This window comes from Pseudoduganella sp. jia 12, from assembly GCF_055502675.1.
Map to the genome: position 1 here is coordinate 412870 of NZ_JBUXKP010000001.1, position 19414 is coordinate 432283.

The 19414-nt window shown below is 70.2% G+C and carries 11 protein-coding genes; 5 read left to right on the forward strand and 6 right to left on the reverse strand.

The window, feature by feature from the left end; all coding sequences use genetic code 11:
• Positions 1-68 precede the first annotated feature (68 nt).
• Complete coding sequence (locus tag ACY65G_RS01630) at positions 69-2846, forward strand: ATP-binding protein (protein ID WP_464995632.1); 2778 nt, start codon at positions 69-71, stop codon at positions 2844-2846.
• On the opposite strand, the gene clpB is transcribed toward ACY65G_RS01630, so the two are convergent.
• From clpB to ACY65G_RS01660, 6 genes are all read right to left on the reverse strand, one after another.
• Positions 2836-5451 carry an ATP-dependent chaperone ClpB gene (gene clpB, locus ACY65G_RS01635; protein WP_464995633.1) on the reverse strand — a complete coding sequence of 872 codons (2616 nt, stop codon included), beginning with the start codon at positions 5449-5451 and terminating at the stop codon, positions 2836-2838. The two genes, ACY65G_RS01630 and clpB, sit on opposite strands and share 11 nt — an antisense overlap.
• A 135-nt stretch (positions 5452-5586) precedes the next feature.
• Complete coding sequence (moaE, locus tag ACY65G_RS01640) at positions 5587-6084, reverse strand: molybdopterin synthase catalytic subunit MoaE (protein WP_464995634.1); 498 nt, start codon at positions 6082-6084, stop codon at positions 5587-5589.
• Positions 6081-8729 carry a DUF349 domain-containing protein gene (locus tag ACY65G_RS01645; RefSeq protein ID WP_464995635.1) on the reverse strand — a complete coding sequence of 883 codons (2649 nt, stop codon included), beginning with the start codon at positions 8727-8729 and terminating at the stop codon, positions 6081-6083. Before ACY65G_RS01645 ends, moaE begins: the two co-directional genes overlap by 4 nt.
• A gap of 195 nt (positions 8730-8924) precedes the next feature.
• Positions 8925-9599, reverse strand: a complete 675-nt coding sequence (locus tag ACY65G_RS01650; RefSeq protein ID WP_464995636.1) for a hypothetical protein — start codon at positions 9597-9599, stop codon at positions 8925-8927.
• 119 nt (positions 9600-9718) lie between these two features.
• Positions 9719-12097: a bifunctional acetate--CoA ligase family protein/GNAT family N-acetyltransferase gene (locus tag ACY65G_RS01655; protein ID WP_464995637.1), complete on the reverse strand. Its 2379-nt coding sequence runs from the start codon at positions 12095-12097 to the stop codon at positions 9719-9721.
• Between the two features lie 4 nt (positions 12098-12101).
• On the reverse strand, positions 12102-13151 hold the full coding sequence (locus tag ACY65G_RS01660) for a DUF2804 domain-containing protein (RefSeq protein ID WP_464995638.1): 1050 nt from the start codon (positions 13149-13151) through the stop codon (positions 12102-12104).
• Positions 13152-13322: 171 nt separating this feature from the next.
• Between ACY65G_RS01660 and ACY65G_RS01665 the strand changes: the two genes are divergently transcribed.
• The 4 genes from ACY65G_RS01665 to ACY65G_RS01680 all read left to right on the forward strand — a co-directional run bounded on the left by ACY65G_RS01665 (position 13323) and on the right by ACY65G_RS01680 (position 19400).
• Positions 13323-14045: a PEP-CTERM sorting domain-containing protein gene (locus tag ACY65G_RS01665; protein ID WP_464995639.1), complete on the forward strand. Its 723-nt coding sequence runs from the start codon at positions 13323-13325 to the stop codon at positions 14043-14045.
• A gap of 100 nt (positions 14046-14145) precedes the next feature.
• Positions 14146-15378, forward strand: a complete 1233-nt coding sequence (locus ACY65G_RS01670; RefSeq protein ID WP_464995640.1) for an exonuclease SbcCD subunit D C-terminal domain-containing protein — start codon at positions 14146-14148, stop codon at positions 15376-15378.
• Positions 15375-19157, forward strand: a complete 3783-nt coding sequence (locus tag ACY65G_RS01675; RefSeq protein WP_464995641.1) for an AAA family ATPase — start codon at positions 15375-15377, stop codon at positions 19155-19157. The genes ACY65G_RS01670 and ACY65G_RS01675 overlap by 4 nt, the downstream gene beginning before the upstream one ends.
• Before the next feature lie 33 nt (positions 19158-19190).
• Positions 19191-19400, forward strand: coding sequence for a hypothetical protein (locus ACY65G_RS01680; RefSeq protein ID WP_130188438.1), 210 nt, complete (start codon positions 19191-19193; stop codon positions 19398-19400).
• The last annotated feature ends 14 nt before the right edge of the window (positions 19401-19414 follow it).

Genomic DNA, 19414 nt, shown 5'->3' on the forward strand with positions numbered 1-19414 from the left:
CGTTGTAAAGATAGTCACTTATGCTCCGGGCCTGACGGCAATCATGCCGTTTTTTCAACGAGGTGCCCATGACACTCCCCGCTTCCGGATCGTCCGTTGCGCATGCGGCGTTCGGGCCTTTTCGCCTGCATCCGGCGCAGCGCGTGCTGCTCGAGGATGGCCGGCCGCTGAAGCTGGGCTCGCGTGCATTCGACATCCTGGCCATGCTGGCGGAACAGGCCGGCGCGCCCGTGTCGAAGGGCGAACTGATCGCACGCGCCTGGCCCGACACCGTTGTCGAGGAAGCCAACCTGCGCGTGCATGTGGCGGCGCTGCGCAAGGCGTTGCGCGAAACGCCGGAGCGCCGCTATATCGGCAACGTGGCCGGTCAGGGCTATGCGCTGATCGCCCCCGTGCAATGGCATGCCCCCGCCACCGATCCGCATGCCGGCAGCGAGGCCGATGGCGCCACGCTGGCTCCTTCGCTGGCCCATTCGCTGGCGGGGCTGGCGCAGCAGCACCGCCTCGTTACGCTGACGGGGCCCGGCGGCGTTGGCAAGAGTACGCTGGCGCACGCGCTCGTGCGCAGGATCGAGGCCGGATATCGCACGTGGACAATCGACCTGGCCGACGCGACCGATCCGGCCACGGCGCTGGCCGCGGCAATGGCGCTGCCGCCGGGTACCGATCCCGGCTCGCCGTTGCTGGCCCACGTGCGCGAGCGGCCGGTACTGCTGGTGCTGGACAATTGCGACCGCGTCGTCGCGCCCGCCACCGCGCTGGCGGAGCGCCTGCTGCGCGACGTGCCCGGCTTGACCATCGTGGCCACCTGCCGCGAAGCGCTGCGCGCCGCCGGCGAACGGGTGCAGCGTGTGGAGCCGCTCGACTGTCCGCCACCCGGTGCGATCACCGCCGCCGCCGCGCTGGCCTACCCCGCAGCGGCATTGTTCGCCGCGCGCGCCGCCGCCCTCCACGGCGGCTACACGCTGGCCGATGCCGATGCGCCGGCGCTGGCGGAACTGTGCCGCCGGCTGGACGGCGTGCCCCTGGCCATCGAGCTCGCGGCGGCCCGCCTCGACCTGTTCCACCCGCGCGACCTGCTGGCCCGCATCGACGAACGGCTGCAGCTGCTGAAAGGCGGCCGCCGCACCGCGCCGGCACGCCACCGCTCGCTGCTCGCGGCGCTGGCATGGAGCGTCGATACGCTGGCGCCGGCGGAATACGCCGTGCTGTGCCGCGTGGCCCTGTTTGCCGGCCCGTTCACGCTGGGCCGCGCCGTGCGCGTCGCGGCCGGCGAATCCATTGCCGCGGGCGACGTGGAAGAAGCGCTCGCCACGCTGGCTGCGAAATCGCTGCTTGCCACGCGGTCCGCCGACGGCCCGCCGGAATGCCTGCTGTACGACAGCGTGCGCACGTTCGCGCTGGCGCAGCTGCCGGCGGGCGATCCGGCGCGCTCCCGCTTCGTTGCCGATTGCACGGCGCTGGCGGCGGACCCGGACAGAAGCATGTATCCCGTGCGCAGCCTGCCAGACGTGCGCGCCGCGCTGGCCTGGGGCTTCGGCCCCGATGGCGACGCCGCCGCCGCCACTGCGCTGCTGGCCACCTCGGTACCGATGTGGTGGGCGGTGGCCGACTTGCCGGAACTGCGCCGCTGGCTCGAGATCGCGATCAGTCGTGGAGCCGGTGCGCACCGGCAGGCCGAGCTGCCGCCCCTGCTCCACATTGCGCTGGGCACTGTCCTCGTGTACCTGGAAGGGGCAGGCGCCGGCCGCGCCGCCTATGCGCGCGGTTTCGCGCTGGCCGAAGCGGCGCGCGACACCGACCGGACGGCCGACGCCTTCTCCGGCCTCGTGCTGGAACACGTGCTGGCCGGCGATTACCCGGCGGCGGTGGCGCTGGCACGGCGCTTCCAGGAAGGCATTCGCGCCGCCGGTTCGCGTGGCGCGCAACTGGTGCACGACCGTTTCGCGGCACTGGCGCTGCACCTTTCCGGCGAGCAGGCGCTGGCCGCGCCACTGGCGCGCGCCGTGCAGAACGGCACGGTGCCGGCCGTGTGTACCCAGCGCCGCACCGCGCTGCATACCGACGCAAACGTTGCTGCGAGCGCCGTGCTGGCCCGTGCCCGCTGGCTGCTCGGCCACCCGGACGACGCGCTGCGCCTGGCCCGCAACGGCGTGCTGCGCGCCCGCGCGGTCGGTGCCGACGCGCCGCTGTGCCAGGTGCTGGCGTTCGCCATGTTTCCGGTTGCCTGGTGGTGCGGCGACCGGCCGGCCGCGCTGGCCGCGCTGGCCGAGCTCGAGGATGCAGCGCGCCGCTTCCCGCACTGGGAATCGCTGGCGCGCCAGTACCGGCACGGCGTCGTCGAAGATGCGCCGGGCGGCTGGCTGGCGAAAGCCCCGGCCGCCGGTCCGCACCGAGAGACCCTGGCCACGCTCAATCCACGCTACCTGGACGAGGGACTGCTGCTGCGCGCCGACCATGGCGACGCGCGCTGGTGCGCCGCCGAGCTGCGCCGCCTGCAGGGAGAGCGCGTGCTGGCCGGCGGCGAGCCCGCCGCGCGCGACACGGCCGAACGCCTGTTCCGGAGCGCGCTGCTGCTGGCCCGCAACCAGGGTGCGCTGGGCTGGGAACTGCGTGCCGCCACCAGCCTCGCGCGGCTGTGGCATGGCCATGGTGCGGCGGACGGCGCGCGGACACTGCTGGAACTTGCCGTGTACCGCTTCGAAGAAGGTGGAGGAACCGCCGACCTGCTGGCCGCCACACGGCTGCTGGGGCAATGGCGGATGCGAAAAAAAACCGGCGCGGCGTCCGGGGACGCAGCGCCGGCGTTCGTGCCGGTACAGCCGATACTGCCGCTTACTGCTTGACGATGTCGACCTTGCCCTCCGCATTGAACACCAGGCCGCCATCGCGCGCATCGACGCGGATGGTGTCCTTCGGTTTGATGCGGCCTTCCAGGATCAGCTTCGACAGCGGGTTCTCGATCTGCTGCTGGATTGCCCGCTTCAGCGGCCGCGCGCCATACACCGGGTCGTAGCCCGCCTCGGCGATCTTCTGCAGCGCGGCATCGCTGACCTGCAGGTCCATTTCCATCCGCTTCAGGCGCTGCTCCAGGATCTGCAGCTGGATCTTCGCGATCGCGCCGATATTCTTGTCGTCCAGGCCGTGGAACACCACGATCTCGTCGATCCGGTTGATGAACTCGGGGCGGAAATGGCCGCGTACCTCGGCCATCACGGCCAGCTTCACCACGCCGGGGTCCGAATCGTCCATCGACTGGATCTTTTGCGACCCCAGGTTCGACGTCATGATGATCACCGTGTTCTTGAAGTCCACGGTGCGGCCCTGGCCATCCGTCATGCGGCCGTCGTCGAGCACCTGCAGCAGCACGTTGAACACGTCGTGGTGGGCCTTTTCCACTTCATCGAGCAGGATCACGCTGTAGGGCTTGCGGCGCACGGCTTCGGTCAGGTAGCCGCCCTCGTCGTAGCCCACGTAGCCCGGCGGCGCGCCGATCAGGCGGGCCACCGAATGCTTCTCCATGAATTCGCTCATGTCGATGCGGATCAGCGAATCCTCGGTATCGAACAGGAAGGCGGCGAGCGCCTTCGACAGTTCCGTTTTGCCCACGCCCGTCGGGCCCAGGAACATGAACGAGCCGTAAGGCCGGTTCGGGTCCGCCAGCCCGGCGCGCGAACGCCGGATCGCATCGGCCACCGCGTTGATCGCCTCGTCCTGCCCCACCACGCGCTCGTGCAGCTTTTCCTCGATGTGCAGCAGCTTGTCGCGCTCGCCCTGCATCATGCGCGACACGGGAATGCCGGTCGCGCGCGACACGACTTCGGCGATTTCCTCGGCCCCCACCTGCGTGCGCAGCAGCTTCGGCTTGTCCTTGCCTTCCTCCCCGCCGCTGTTAGCCGATTCCGCCTGCTTCAGCTGCGCCTCCAGCTCGGGCAGCCGGCCATACTGGAGTTCGGAAACGCGCTGCCAGTTCGACGCGCGCGTGGCTTCCTCCATCTCCTGGCGGATGCGCTCGATCTCTTCCTTGATGTGCGTGGTGCCCTGCACGCTGGCCTTCTCGGCCTTCAGCACTTCCTCGAAGTCGTTGTACTCGCGCTGCAGCTTGGCGATTTCCTCGTCGATCAGGTCGAGCCGCTTGCGCGAACCTTCGTCCTTCTCGCGCTTGACCGCTTCCTTCTCGATCTTCAGCTGGATCAGCCGGCGTTCCAGCTTGTCCATCACCTCGGGCTTCGAATCGATCTCGATCTTGATCTTCGACGCCGCCTCGTCGATCAGGTCGATCGCCTTGTCGGGCAGGAAGCGGTCGGTGATGTAGCGGTGCGACAGCTCGGCCGCCGCGATGATCGCCGGGTCGGTAATTTCCACCTTGTGGTGCAGTTCGTACTTGTCCTGCAGGCCGCGCAGGATCGCGATCGTCGCTTCCACGGTCGGCTCGTCGACGAGGATCTTCTGGAAGCGGCGCTCCAGCGCGGCATCCTTCTCGATGTATTTACGGTATTCGTCGAGCGTGGTGGCACCCACGCAATGCAGTTCGCCGCGCGCCAGCGCGGGTTTCAGCATGTTCCCCGCATCCATCGCGCCTTCGGCCTTGCCGGCGCCGACCATCGTGTGCAGCTCGTCGATGAACACGATCGTCTGCCCTTCATCCTTGGCCAGTTCGTTCAGCACGGATTTCAGCCGCTCCTCGAATTCGCCGCGGTACTTGGCGCCGGCCAGCAGCGCCGCCATGTCCAGCGACAGCACGCGCTTGCCCCGCAGGGAATCGGGCACTTCGTTGTTGACGATGCGCTGGGCCAGGCCCTCGACGATGGCCGTCTTGCCCACGCCCGGCTCGCCGATCAGCACGGGATTGTTCTTGGTGCGGCGCTGCAGCACCTGGATGGCGCGGCGGATTTCGTCGTCGCGGCCGATCACCGGATCGAGCTTGCCCTGGCGCGCCCGCTCGGTAAGGTCCATCGTGTATTTTTTCAGCGCCTCGCGCTGGCCTTCCGCTTCCTGCGAATCGACCTTGCCGCCGCCGCGCACCGCATCGATCGCGCTTTCCAGCGACTTGCGCGACAGGCCGTTCTCCTTCGCCAGCCGGCCCGCGTCGGACTTGTCGTCCGCCAGCGCCAGCAGCACCATCTCGCTGGACACGAACTGGTCGCCACGCTTCTGCGCCTCGCGATCGGCAAGGTTGAGCATGCCGACGAATTCGCGGCTGACCTGCACGTTGCCGCCCGTGCCGGAGACCTTCGGCAAGCGCTCGATCGCCCCTTTCAGGGCGGCCGACAGGCCGCCGACGTTGACGCCGGAACGCTGCAGCAGCGAGCGCGTGCTGCTGTCGTCCTGGTTCAGCAGGGCCGTCAGCAGGTGCACGGGTTCGATGTACGGGTTGTCGTTGCCGACGGCCAGGCTCTGGGCGTCGGCGAGTGCTTCCTGAAGTTTTGTTGTGAGTTTGTCTTGACGCATGGCGCTTCGCTCCAAATTTTATCTAGCGATAAAGTGCGGCGCGAAACCACAATTTCAAGCACTACCGTTGAAAGAGCGGTGGCCAAGGCGTTGGACGGAGCGCCGCCCCGCCCGATCAGGTCGGTTCAACCCGGGTCAGCGGGACCACTTGTCCAGCGCCTTGTCGTCCGAAACCCGCGCATCGACCCAGCGCGCGCCTTCGGGCGTTTCTTCCTTCTTCCAGAACGGCGCCTCGGTCTTCAGGTAATCGATGATGAATTCGCAGGCGGCGAACGCCTCGCCGCGATGGGCCGACGTGACCGCCACCAGCACGATCTGGTCGCGCGGCAGCAGCGGTCCCACGCGGTGGATCACCAGCACATCGGCCACCGGCCAGCGGGCACGGGCTTCGTCGATGATGCGGTCGATCGATCCTTCCGTCATGCCCGGGTAATGCTCGAGCTCCATCGCCGCCACCTGGGCGCCGTCGTTCAGGTCGCGCACGGTGCCGACGAACGTGACGACGGCACCCACTTTCGGATTGCCGGCGCGCAGCCGCGCCACTTCGGTGGAGAGATCGAAGTCCTCGTGCTGTACCCGCACCCTGCTCGCACGCGGGCTGCCTGCCTGCACATTGCTCTCCTGCATGCTCATCGGCCCTCCGCGCCGATGCGGCGGAACAGCGCCTCGATGCGGCTGGCCGTGCGGTCATCGAGCAGCGCGGGCAGCGCGCACAGTTGCATGAGCTGGGCCGCCTGCGCGGCGCTCCCGCCACCACCGCCGGACTTGTTCCCGGACTTCAGCGAATCCTGCAGCACCTCGACCTGCATCTTGAGGCGGTCGCGAGCGAATTCGGCGCCGCTGTCGATGCCGGCGACGATTTCCTGGCGCAGCACCTCGGCCAGCAGCCGCGAACGGTTCGCTTCCAGCGTGCCGGCATAGGCGCCGCGCGCGCCGGCCTCGGCACCGGCCGCCGCCAGCGCGGCGTCGAACCGGCCGTGCAGCGTGCGCTCCTGCTCGGCCGGCAGCGGCGGCAGGCCGGCCCAGCGGCCTCTCCACTCGTCCGCATCGACCGGACCGGGCGCGGCCACGGCGTGTTCCAGCGCCTGCACGAGGCGCAGCTTGTCGCGCAGTGCGTTGGCCTGGGCGGCGCCGGCGCGCTTGCGCACCGCGTCCGCCTCGCCCTGCAGTTTCGCCACGGCGGCGCGGTAGCGCCCCTCGATGCGCGCCTCGGCCGCACGCGGCACCGGCCCGCTGGCATGCCAGGCGGTGGATGCCTCGCGCAGCGCCTTGCCGATCGCGGCCTGGCGCGCCTTGTCGTCGCCTTCCGGCGTGAAGCTTTCCAGCTGCGCGCAGATCGCTTCGCGCGCATGCAGGTGGGCCTTGCGCTCATGGTCGGCCGCGTGGGCCGATTCCTTGCGTCTTGCAAAAATCGTATCGCAGGCGGCGCGGAATTTTTGCCACAGTGCCTGTTCCTGGCGGCGCTCCAGCGGCAGCGCCTTCGCATGGCCTTGCCATGCTTCCTGCAAACCGCGCAACGTGTCCACCGTGTGGCGTTCGGCCGGATCGAGCTTGTAGACTTCCTCGATCAGCTGTTCGCGGCGCGCCACCTCGATCCTGCGCTGTTCCTCGAGCGGCGCCATCAGCGTTTCCATCGCCTTGCCGAATGCGGTGTCGAGGCGCTTCTTGTCCTTGCGGTCGATCGTGCCCAGCCGGCTCCAGGCCTGGCGCAGGCGCTGCGAGTTCGATGCCAGGCTGCGCCAGTCTTCGCGCGCGGCCGGCGAATCGGCGATCATCGCATGGACTTCGTCGACCATGGCCTGCGCCTTGGCGGCATTGGCATGGCGCTCGTCCGCCAGGTGCCGGAAGTGCGCGGCGGCCGGCGCATAGGCTGCGGTGCAGGCGGCGTCGAACTTTTCCCATAAACTTTTCGGCGCGGCGCCGGACACGCTGTCGAGCGACTTCCACCGTTCGCGCATCGCGCTGACCTTCTTCGCCAGCTCGCTCATCGACAGGTTCTGCGCCGGCAAGCCCTCGACGGCGTGCACGAGTTCCTCGCGCGACACGTTGCCGCCCCAGCGGGCCCAGGCCGCCAGGCGCTTGAACTCGGCGCGCACGTGCGCCAGGCGCTCCGATTGCTGGGCCGTGAGGCGCCCGGTCTTGCTGTCCTTCAGCGTCTTGTCGTGTTCGGCCGCGGTATGCAGCTGGCCCTGGGCCAGCGCCGCGTCCATCGCATCCACCAGCGCCATGAAACGTTCATTGGCCTCGCGGTCGGCGGGACTGGCTTTCTTCTCTTTCGGCGGCCGGGCCGGTGCCTGTGCGGGCACGCCTGCGGGCTGCGCCTGCGCGGCTTCGCCGCCGGTGCCCTGTTCGGCTGCCGCCTCCGGCGCCGGGACATTGCTTTCCACGCCATCGTGCTCCGGTCCCGCCGCCGCGGGCGAAGGGGCCGCGGCGGACGATTCGGACGGCGCAGCCGATGCCGGGTCGGTCGATGCAGCGGCATCTGGCGCAGGCTCGACCGCCGCGGCAACGGCGGGGCGCACCAGCGCTGCGCGCGCCGCTTCGAGCGCCGCTTCCGAATCCGGCAGCAGGTGGCGCGGCAGCGAGGCATGCTCGGGGGAAGCCAGCCGTGCGGCGTGCTCGGCGGCCAGGCGCTCCAGCTCCTGCAGGGCTTCCTCGCCGGTGCCAGGCGCGGCGGCGAGCTTGCGCAATGTCGCCAGGGCGTCGATCGCCGCGCGCTGCAGGGCTACCTGCGCTTCGAGGCGCGCTCCCAGGGCGGCACGCAGGCGGTCGAACTCGGCTGCCAGCTCCGGGGGTGCATCGATCACTTTCCACAGGCGGTCCACATCGGCGACCTGGTTCGGCGTCAGCTTTTCGTCCTGCAGCAGACGCTGGGCCTGCGTGATGGTGGCTTCGGCCTGGCGCTGCTCCATCTGGCGGTGGCGGATCGCATCGAGCCGCCCCTGCATCAGCTTGGCCACGCGGCGGTCCGTGTTGCGGACGGCACCGTGCACCTGCTCGAGCGCGGCCTGCGAAACGACATGCTCGGCCGCGGCGAGCCGCACATCGGCGAACTCGCTCTGCAGGATCAGTGCCACGGCCGCGGCTTCGTCGCCGGCCAGTGCGCGCGCGCGCGCGGCCTGCTCGGCGCGGCGCGCTTCCTTGTCGTCGCCACCCTGGCCGCTGCCGTCGCCCTTGCCGTTACCTTTGTCGCCGCGGCCAGCCTCCGCGTTCTGCCCCTGCGCGGCCTGCGGATCGGTGCCCTTGTCGCCGGGCCGCTTGAAGAGGAATTCGAACATGATGTGCTATGGATGGATCAAAACCGCCATCATAGCGCAGCGCCGCCCGAAGCGGCGTCGCGACCTGCGCCATGCCGGCGTCGCGACCCGCGGTATGCCCACGGCGCGACCCGCAATTGCCCGCAGCGCGGGCGGCTGCACGCTGCGACCGTGCCGGCCTTTGCGGCAACCGGACCGCGGGGGCCACCATTCGGTTCAGTCGGCGCCGGCGACACGCCGGATGGCGGGGTTGCATGCACGGTCACGCGCGCCGGCACGCACGGCGGGCATCTGGATGTCGATCGCCGCCACCGGTTCGGCCGGCGGCGCCAGCCGCGGCACGAGCGAGATCACATCGGCGTCGGGCACGCTGCGGCGCGCTTCGGCCACCTGGGCATCGTGCGCCAGCAGCTTGTTGGCGATGGCAAACCAGGCATCGCCGCAAATCGCGCTGCGGGCGATGGCGAACAATTCCTTTTCTTCCTTTTCCAGCCGTTGCAGCAACGTCGTGCAAAAACTGTCGAGCGCATCGCAAAACGAGGAAACATGCGCCGCGCCGGGCTCGTCCCCTTCCCGATGCTGCGCGCCGTCCTTCAGGCGGCGCACCACGTCGAGCGCCATCCCGTTCAGGCGCGACAATTCGTCGAGCAACTGGTCGGCACGCTGGGTTGCCTGGCGCAGTGCTGGAATCAGGTACAGCTCCACCTTGCGCCAGCTGCAAGCCTGGTACAGGCGCTCCAGCATTTCGCATGCGTATTCAAGCTGGGCCAGCGTCAGCGTCTGCTGGCGGGTCAGCGTCGATTGCACATATTTCTGGAATGAAAGCAGGCTGAGCCGAACATTGGCCTGTTCGACGGACAGCGCAACCAGCGTATAAGTGGCCGTTAACATTCTGTCTCCCGGTGTTGGTATTTTTTTAGCGTGGCAAAACGCGGAAACACAGAGTGTAAAGAAGACCGACAAGCCCGCTTTGACAAAGCGCAAGGTTGGCTGCGTCGTTTCCGACCAGGCTAGGATGTTTTCCCATGCAATGGAATGCTCAGCAATACGATGCCCGGCTCGCCACCCGGCTGTACCGTGCCGCCGAAACGGTGTACCAGTTTCTGTACCCCAACGTTTTCGGCCAGCGCGTCACCGGCCAGGCTGCCGGTGCCGCGCGCGCGGAAATAGTCGACCAGCTTGCCGAACAGGATCACGCCGAGGCCCTTGCCTTTCAGGTCGGAACGCACGACGATCGCGAACTCGGCGCGCCGGTTGTCCGGATCGGCCACGGCCCGCACCACGCCAAGCGTTTCCGGCTGGCCATCGGCCCCCGGCCGGGTGGCGATGAACGCCATCGCGCGGTCGTAGTCGATCTGCGTCAGCCGCGCCAGCTGCGCAGGCGGCAATTCGCGCAGCGCGGAAAAGAAGCGCAGGCGCACGTCTTCGGGATCCAGCGCCGCGAAGAACCGCACGTGGGCCGGGGCATCCTCGGGCCGGATCGGCCGCAACACCAGCGGCCCGCCCTGCCAGTCGACGGTTTCGGCCAGCGCCTGCGGATACGGGCGGATCGCCATCGCCGATTCCGGCCGCCGCGGGCCAAGCACGATGCGGGCACGCAGCGCAACCGCTCCCCCTTCCCCGGCCTTCGCGACCTGTACCGGATCGAGCTCCAGTGCCACCACCTCGCCCAGGTCGGTCACCAGGTCGGCCACCTGCACCAATGCACGGCAGACCGCATCGGGCGCGGCCAGCGCGGTGCCGGCACGGGTGCGCGCGACGATGTCCCGCGCCAGCACCATGTTCAGCGGCGGCAGGCCGGCTGCCCGGTCGCGCACCGCCTGACCGGCCGCGCCCCCCAGCCCGAATTCGAGCGCCGGACCGAACACGGGATCGATATGCACGGCGATGCGCAGCTGCGGGGCGGCACCGGCCACTTCCGGCGGCGCCCCGCATTGCACGCCATAGGCGGCCAGCACCGAGGCGCACTCGCCATCGTCCAGCGTGGACCGGCCGCCGTGGCGCGCGGTGGCGACGATGGCGCGCGCCGCCGCCCGTTCGGCCTCGCCTGCCGCCGGCACCCCGGCGGGCACCTCGATCAGCAAAGCCTGGTTGCGCCGGTATTGCACGATCTGCCGGAATGCCCGCACCGCCTTTTCCGGCGTGTCGTAGGTGGCCAGGCCCGCGTCGGCGAACACGCCCCGCGCTTCGGCCGCCTCGTCGCCGCCCAGCCAGCATGACAGCACGGTCTGCCGCGCGGCGCGCACGACCGGCACCAGCGCCCGCGCCACGTCGCTGCTGCCGGCCGCCGGTGTCGGCACGTGCACCAGCAGCAGCGCGTCGGCCTCCGGTTCGTCGAGCAGCGCCCGCACCGCCGCCAGGTGGCGCGCCGCATCGGCCCGGGTACCGATGTCGAGCGGGTTGGCAGGGGCCACGCCGTCGGCGACCACCGGCCGCAGGGCGCGCAGCGTCGGTGGCGACAGCGGTGCCAGCCTGCCGCCCGTCCATGCCAGCGCATCGGTGGCCAGCAGGCCGAGGCTGGCGGCGTTGCTGACGACGGCCAGGCGTTCACCCGGCAGCGGGCGCGCCCGCGCCACGGTCTGCACCGCGTCGAACAGGTCGGCCGACGAGTACACGCGCAGCATGCCGGCGCGCCGGATCGCCGCATCCACCACGCGGTCGTCGCGGTCCGTGCCGCGCCCGGACTTCAGCACCACCACCGGCTTGCCGCGCGCGGCGATGCGCGCCGCCGACATGAACTTGCGCGCATCCGTCACGCTTTCGATGTGCAGCACGATCGCCTGCGTGTCGGCATCGCCGGCCAGCCAGTCGAGCAGGTCGGCCACGTCGACGTCGCCGCCCGCGCCCACCGACACCACGCGCGAAAACCCGATCTGGTGCTGGCGCGCCCAGTCCAGCACGGCCGTCATCAGCATGCCGGACTGCGACACGAATGCGGTGCGGCCCGGCCGCGCGCCGGTGTGCGCGACACTGGCGTTGACGCCCGCGGCCGGGCCGATCAGCCCGATGCCGCCGGGGCCGAGGATGCGCAGCAGGTGGGGCCGCGCGGCTTTCAGCATGGCCGTGAGCTGGGCCGGCGACAGCGCCACCAGCACGATCACCGCCCGTGTGCCGCGCGCCCCCAGCTCGGCCACCAGGGCGGCCACCGTGTCGGGCGGCGAGCAGATGACCGCGAGATCGGGCGCCGCAGGCAGCGCGGCCACCCTGGCATAGCACGGAATGCCGAGCAGCGTGTCGTATTTCGGATTGATCGGCCACAGCGCACCGGCAAAACCACTGGCGGCCATGTTGTCGAGCACCGTGGTGCCGATCCGGCCGGGCCGCCGGGAAGCGCCGATCACCGCCACCGAGCGCGGTTCGAAGAGGCGGTCCAGGTGGCGGATGCTCACGGCGTCACCAGCGCGCGAAGTGCTGTTCGGCGACACCGGCCAGGTGGCTCACCATGCGCTTCGGCGCATCCGGCGTGCTGCGCACCCAGCCGGAAAACGTGCCGAACGGCTGCACGTAGCGGCTGGCGGCGATGCGCAGATTGCGTTCCTCGCGCCGGGCGGCAACGGGCGTGAAGACGAGGTCGAGGCAGTCATCCTCGGTGAACATGCGCCACGGCTGCATCGGATCATCGGCGGGGTGGACGAAGCGCGCCGGCCCCAGCGGAATCAGCGCCCCGTCCAGCCATAGCGCGTTTTCGCCGGCGCCGAAAAATCCGGCCTGCAGGTTGAACCCGATCTCGGCGGCATGGCCCGAGGCCCAGCGCCATGCGGTCTGCCGTGCCAGCAAGCCATTCGAATAATCGATGCTGGCGGTGCCGCCATGCAGCGGATACTCGCCGCGCCAGGTGCGCACTTCGCCTTCGAGTGCCAGGCCGCCGGTCTTTTGCGTGGCATGCACCGCACCGCCCTTGACGAGGCCCGATGCCACCAGCGCCGGCGCCGGCGCGGCGCCGAAGCACGCGTCGATTTCCAGCCACGGGCTGCGCAGCGACAGCCCGGCCGGCCCCAGGTCGATGAACACGCCGCGGCGCGAGAACGTGCTGTTGCCGGCGCCATCCGCGGCCACCGCGGCGGAAAAACGGCCCGGCAAGCCGTCCTGCGCGAAATTGGCCAGCATGTCGCCGTCGCCGCGTTCGAACGCATACGCGAAACAGGTGGTCATCCAGCCCAGGTCGACGACGGCGACGGCGCAGAACATGCCCTCGGCCGACAGGGCCGCGTAATGCCAGCGCTTGTGATGCAAGCGGCGCCACAGCCGGCCGCGGGCGTGCGGTGGCGCCAGCCGTTCCCAGTCGCAGCCGCGCAGGATGCCGGCGTGGCGTCCCAACACCGGCAGCCCGTCCGCGCCCACGATGCGCTCGGGCGCCGGTGGCAGCGTCGGCGGCACATGGCCCGCCGTCATGCGCTCGGCGTCCTGCATGGCAACGTTGATGTCAATTCTGTCAAGGCGCATCCTTTGCTCGCATTCGTCATGGCCGCGGCGAGCCATTCTAAAGAACTTTGCCGTCGGGCGCATCCGGGCATCGGTGGCCGGCGGCACAGGCCGCTATAGTGCGCCATCCTGCTGCCGGGCAGAGTAGACTCCCACGGGATTGCCGCTCGCGGCCCGACCGTCAGGACTAAGATGATGAATGCACCCCACAATTTCCGCTTGCCAATGCTGCGTGCCACGGCGGTCGTGCTGGCCGCGCTGGCCAGTACCAGCGCGGCCGCCGATACCTACACGATCACCACGAGCACGTCGGGTTCGGTTGCGGAATTCAACCTCCCCGGGTTTTTCCCGGAAGGGGATGTGGCGGGCAGTCACGTGTTCGAACTGACGGTGACGAGCGCGTTCGACAGCGCCAATGTGCTGTCCAGCGCGGACAACAGCTGGATGACCGCCACCGACGCGGTGCTGCGGATCTCGATGCGCCTCGACGGGCAGACGTACAGCCTGGATGCGACCGGCCAGGTCAGCTCGCAGATCCTGTCCGACACCGACAGTGCGGGCCGCACGACGAAACGCTTCTACCAGAGTATCAGCTTCGACCCGTCCACGGCCGGCGACCTCGCCACCATCCAGCAATACGTGTTCCTGGGTGCCGACCAGTTCGCGATCGACTCGGTGCTGCAGCCGGCGACCGCGTATTTCGCCGACCCGCTGACGAAGGGTTTTTCGATCAATGACTGGGCGCGGGGACCGGACGGCAGCCTGGTCCAGCTGGGCGATGCCTCCGGCCGTGCCCAGAGTTTCGACTACAACCTGGCGCTGGCCGTACCGGAGCCTGCCACCTACGCGATGCTGGGGACCGGACTGGCACTTCTGGGCTGCGCGGTGCGGCGCCGACGCACCCACCCGGGCTGAGAGGCGCGCCCCCGCGGATCCCGCGGGGCGGCGCTACCCGCCACCGCCACGATGCGCTACACTGTTGCGCTTCCCCGCCCCTGCATCGTCCGGTAACTTCATGCGCCTGCTGCACACCTCCGACTGGCACCTGGGCCAGTCGCTCCACAATTTCGACCGGCATTACGAGCACCAGTGCTTCCTCGACTGGCTGCTTGAAACCATCGTGGCCGAACAGGTCGATGCGCTGCTGATCGCCGGCGACGTGTTCGACAACGCCAATCCCTCCGCGGCGTCGCAGCGCCAGCTGTACCGGTTCCTGCGGCAGGCAAAGCAGGCGGCGCCCGGGCTCGACATCATGCTGGTGGCGGGCAACCACGATTCGCCGGGCCGCATCGACGCCCCCGGCCCCCTGCTGGAAGAACTGGGCACGCGTGTCGTCGGCAACGTCGAGCGCGACGCCGACGGCGCCATCGACGTCACGCGCCTCGTGCACCCGCTGACGAACCGCGACGGCGCCGTGGCCGCCTGGTGCCTCGCGGTGCCGTTCCTGCGCCCTGCCGACGTGCCGCGCGTGGCCGACGGCGGCGATCCCTACCTGGCCGGCATCGCCGAGCTGTACCGGCAGGCCCTGGCGCATGCCGAATCGCTGCGCCAGGGCAGCCAGGCGATCGTGGCGATGGGCCACTGCCACATGGTCGATGGCCAGATGTCGGCCGATTCCGAGCGCCGCATCGTCATCGGCGGTACCGAGATGCTGCCGGCCGGCATCTTCGGCCCCTCGATCGCCTATGCGGCGCTGGGCCACCTGCACCTGGCGCAGCAGATCGGCCGGCACGCCCACATCCGCTATTGCGGCAGCCCGCTGCCGCTGTCGTTCTCCGAAGTGCATTACCAGCACCAGGTGCTGCGCATCGACCTCGACGGCCATGCGCTGCGCGAAACGGTGGCGATTCCGGTGCCGCGCGCGGTGCACCTGCTGCGCGTGCCCACCAGGCCCGCGCCGCTGGAACAGGTGCTCGATGCACTGGAAGCGCTCGACTTTCCGCTGGCGCCTGCCTATGCCCAGCCCTACCTGGAGGTGCGGGTGCGCCTCGATGCGCCAGAGCCGGGACTGCGCGCCCGCATCGAGGCGGCGCTCGAAGGCAAGCATGTGCGGCTGGCGAAGATCGAGACCAGCAGCGGCCAGCGCGGCGGCTCGCTGGACGATGCGGCCGTGTCGCTGGACCAGCTCGCGCAGTTGCGGCCGGAAGACGTGTTCGCCCGCCTGTACCAGCAAAAATTCGGCAACGCCGCGCCGGACGACCAGGTCAGCGCATTCGCCGAACTGCTGCTGGCGGAGCCGGCACGATGAGGATCCTGCGCATCGGCGGTCGCAACCTGGCTTCGCTGGCCGATGAATTCTCCGTCGATTTCAGCAGCGCGCCGCTGGCCGACGCCGGCCTGTTCGCGATCAGCGGCCCCACCGGTGCCGGCAAGAGCACGCTGCTCGATGCGCTGTGCCTGGCGCTGTACGACCGCACGCCGCGCCTGGTGCATGCGCGCGGCAAGACGCCGGACGTCGGCGATCCGATCGGCTCGGACGACTCGCGCACGCTGCTGCGGCGCGGCACGCCGGAAGGCCATGCCGAGGTCGACTTCACCGGCAGCGATGGCGTGTCGTACCGTGCACGCTGGAGCGTGCGCCGCTCGCGCACGAAGGCCACTGGCGCGCTGCAGCCGACGGCGATGACGCTGCACCGCCTGCCCGAGCTGCACCCGATCGGCGGCACCAAGACCGAAGTGAAGGCGGAAATCGAGGCGCGTATCGGCCTGAACTTCGACCAGTTCACCCGCGCCGTGCTGCTGGCCCAGAACGAGTTCGCCACGTTCCTGAAGGCGCAGGACGACGAGCGCGGCCTGCTGCTGGAAACGCTGACCGGCAGCACGATCTACAGCGACCTGTCGCGCCGCGCGCACGAGCGCCACAAGCTCGAAGCGCAGGCGCTGCAGCGGATGCATGCGCGGCTGGCGGACCAGAAGCCGCTGTCCGGCGACGAGCGCGCGGAAGCGGAAGCACAGGCACGCCAGGCCGACGCGGCGCTCGCCGTGCTCGACGGGCGCAAGGGGGCACTGGAAACGGACCTGCGCTGGCACGAGGCCGCGGCGCGGCTGGCAGAAGGCATCGGCGCGGCGCAAGCGGCAAGGCAGGCGCGCATCGCCGATGTGGCGGCGGCGGCGCCACGCCGCGCCGCGCTCGACAAGCTCGATGCGGTCCAGGAAGCGCGGCCGCTGCACGACGCCGTGCAGCGGGTAGCGCTCGAAACGGCCGGGGCGCGTGCCGCGATCGCCCGCTGCCAGGCGGAAGCCGAAGCGGCGCAACACGCGCAGCAAGCCGCGGCCGCCGCGCAGCAACAGTCCGCCGCCGGCGTGGAAGCGGCCGAGGCGGCACGGCGGGACGCCGGCCCGCAACTGGACCGGGCCAAGGCGCTGGACGCGCGCATCGAGGCAATGCAGCCGCAGCACGCGCAGGCACGCGCAGCGCGCGATGCCGCCGTGGCGGCCGTGACAGGGGCGGCGGCATCGCTGTCCGACAAGCGCAACGAGCGGCGCAACCTCGTCGCGGCACAGGAATACGGCCACACGTGGCTGGAAGGCCACCGGCACTGGGCCGTGCTGGGCCAGCAATGGCCGCGCTGGGAGGAACTGTTCACGCAAGCCGGCCGCGCCGCGAGCCACGGCGCATCGATCGCCGCGAAGCTGGCCGACGCGCAGCGCCGCGCCAGCCGGCACCGCGACGAGGAGATCGCCGCCCAGGCGGGGCTGGCGGGCGCGGCGGAAAAGCTGCACGCGGCCGAGGCGGAACGGGCCGCGGCCGCCGCCGCACTGGCCGCGTTCGATGCCGAGGCGCTGGGCATGCGGCGCGCGGCGCTGGAAGCGCGCCGCAGCGCCCTGGCGGAAGGCGAGCGGGCATGGCTGGATCTGGCGGCCCGCAACGAACGCCATGCTGCGCTGTCGGCGCAGGCGATGCAGCTGGATGAGGCTCGCGCCGAGGCACAGGCACTGGCCGGCGCGGCCGCTACGGACCTGGCGGCCGGCAAGGCGGCGCTGGCGCAGGCCGAGCGCGCGCTGGCGCTGGCCGAGGCGGCCTGCGGCGAAAGCGTCGAGCAATTGCGCGCCACGCTGGAAGACGATGCGCCCTGCCCCGTGTGCGGGTCCGTCGAGCACCCGTATCACGGCAACGACCGGCTGCGCGGCATGCTCGCTGCCCTGCGTACGGACGTGGCGCACTGGCGCGCGGAACAGGATCGCCTGATCGGTCACGCCGCCACGCAGCACGCGCTGGCCACGTCGAACGCGGCGCGCCTGGCCCAGGTCCGGAACGAACTGGCCGCGCTGGCGCCGGCCATCGCGGCGCTGACGGGCCGCTGGAACATCGCGCTGGCGGCGCTCGGGGAGGACGAAGCGGTCGCCGATGGCGATCACGCCGCCTGGCTCTCTGCCCGTCTGGCGGACGTCGACACGGCGCTGCAGGAAGTGACACGGGAGGAACAGGCGCTGCGCCAGGCCGGCACCGTGCGTGACCGTGCCCAGCTGGCGTGCGAACGTGCCGGCGCGGAGCTGGCACGCGGCCAGGCCGCCCTGGCCACCGCCACGACGGCGCTGGCACAGGCGCAGGCGCAGGCCGAAGCCCTCGCATCGCAGCACATCGATGCGGCCAACAACCTCGATGCGCTGCTGGACGACCTCGATGCCGCTTTCGCCGATGCGCCCGATGGTGCCGAAGGCTGGAAGGATCACTGGCGCCAGGACCCCGGGCATTTCCACGCGCTGCGCCAGGCCGAGAGCCGCCAGTGGCAAAAGCAGCATGCCGACATCGATGAACGGGCGGCGAAGATCGCCGCGCTCGATATCGAACTGGCGGCGCTGCAGGAAGCGCATGCCAGGGTGGCTGCCGACGAGCAGGGTGCCCGGGCCGCGTTCCTGGCCGCGGACGAGGCATTGCAGGGGGCGCGCGCGCAACGCGTGGCGTTGTGGAACGGCGCCCCGGTGGGCGAAGTGGAGGCGCGGCTGCGCGCCGCCTGCGAAACGGCGCATGCGGCATTGCGCGCGCAGCAGGAAGCCGGCCAGCAGGCTGCCCAGCAGCGCGCCCGCTGCGACGAGGCGCTGGCGCATGCGCGGCGCCGCGCCACCGAGCTGGAAGAGGCGGCCGGTGTCGCCCATCACCGGCTGGCCGAATGGCTCGAGGCGTTCAGCGCGGCCCATGCCGAGCCGGACCTGTTCGCGATGCCCGTCGCCGGCGTGTCATCGATGGATGAGCTGCTGGCGCTGCTCGCCCATCCGCAGGAAGCGATCCGCGCCGAACGGCAAGCCTTGCAGGCGCTGGACAATGCGGTGGCCGAAGCGCTGGCCGTGCTGCGCGAGCGGGAAGCGCAGCTGGAACAGCACCGGGCCAGCGCTCCGGCCAGCATGGAAGGCGGCGCGCAGGCGTTGCGCGATGCGCTCGATGCGCTGGCGGGCGAGCGCCGCGCCGCGCATGAGCAGGCATCGGCCCTGAAAGGGACGCTGGCGAATGACGACGAACGGCGCCGCCGCGCCAGCGCCATGCTGGCCGACCTGGAACGCCAGGAAAACAGCGAGCGGCGCTGGGCGCGGCTGGCGGAACTGATCGGCTCGGCCGATGGCAAGAAGTTCCGCAACTATGCCCAGCAATTCACGCTCGACGTGCTGCTCGGCTATGCGAACGCCCACCTGCGCCAGCTGGCGCCCCGCTACCAGCTGCTGCGCATCGACAACCCGTCGCAACCGTCGCTGGGCCTGCTGGTACGCGACCTGCACATGGGCGACGACCTGCGCTCCGTGCATTCGCTGTCCGGCGGCGAATCGTTCCTCGTGTCGCTGGCGCTGGCGCTCGGGCTGGCCTCGCTGTCGTCGAACCGCGTGCGTGTCGAGTCGCTGTTCATCGACGAAGGCTTCGGCAGCCTCGATGCGGAAACGCTGCGGGTGGCGATGGACGCGCTCGACAATCTGCAGGCCATGGGCCGCAAGGTGGGTGTGATCTCGCACGTGCAGGAGATGACGGAGCGGATCGCCACGCGGATCCTGGTGCAGCCCGGTGCAGGCGGCCGCAGCCATGTAAGCGTCGCCTGCTAGAATGAAGGCTTATATACCCCTGTCGTTGAAAACATGTTCAAAGCACCACGCACCCTGACGTTCAAATGCGCGAAATGCGCGAAGGCGGTGAAAGTAACCGTCCAGAAAGTATCCGCCTGCTCGCACATCACGCCGTATTCCGGCGTGTGCGCCTGCGGCGAAGTGAAACTGCACGCTGTCGGGCAGCCGGACGCCGTGCAGGCGTACCTGGCCTCGAACGGCCTGTGGACCCACCATCACTGATTTCCTCAAGTAAT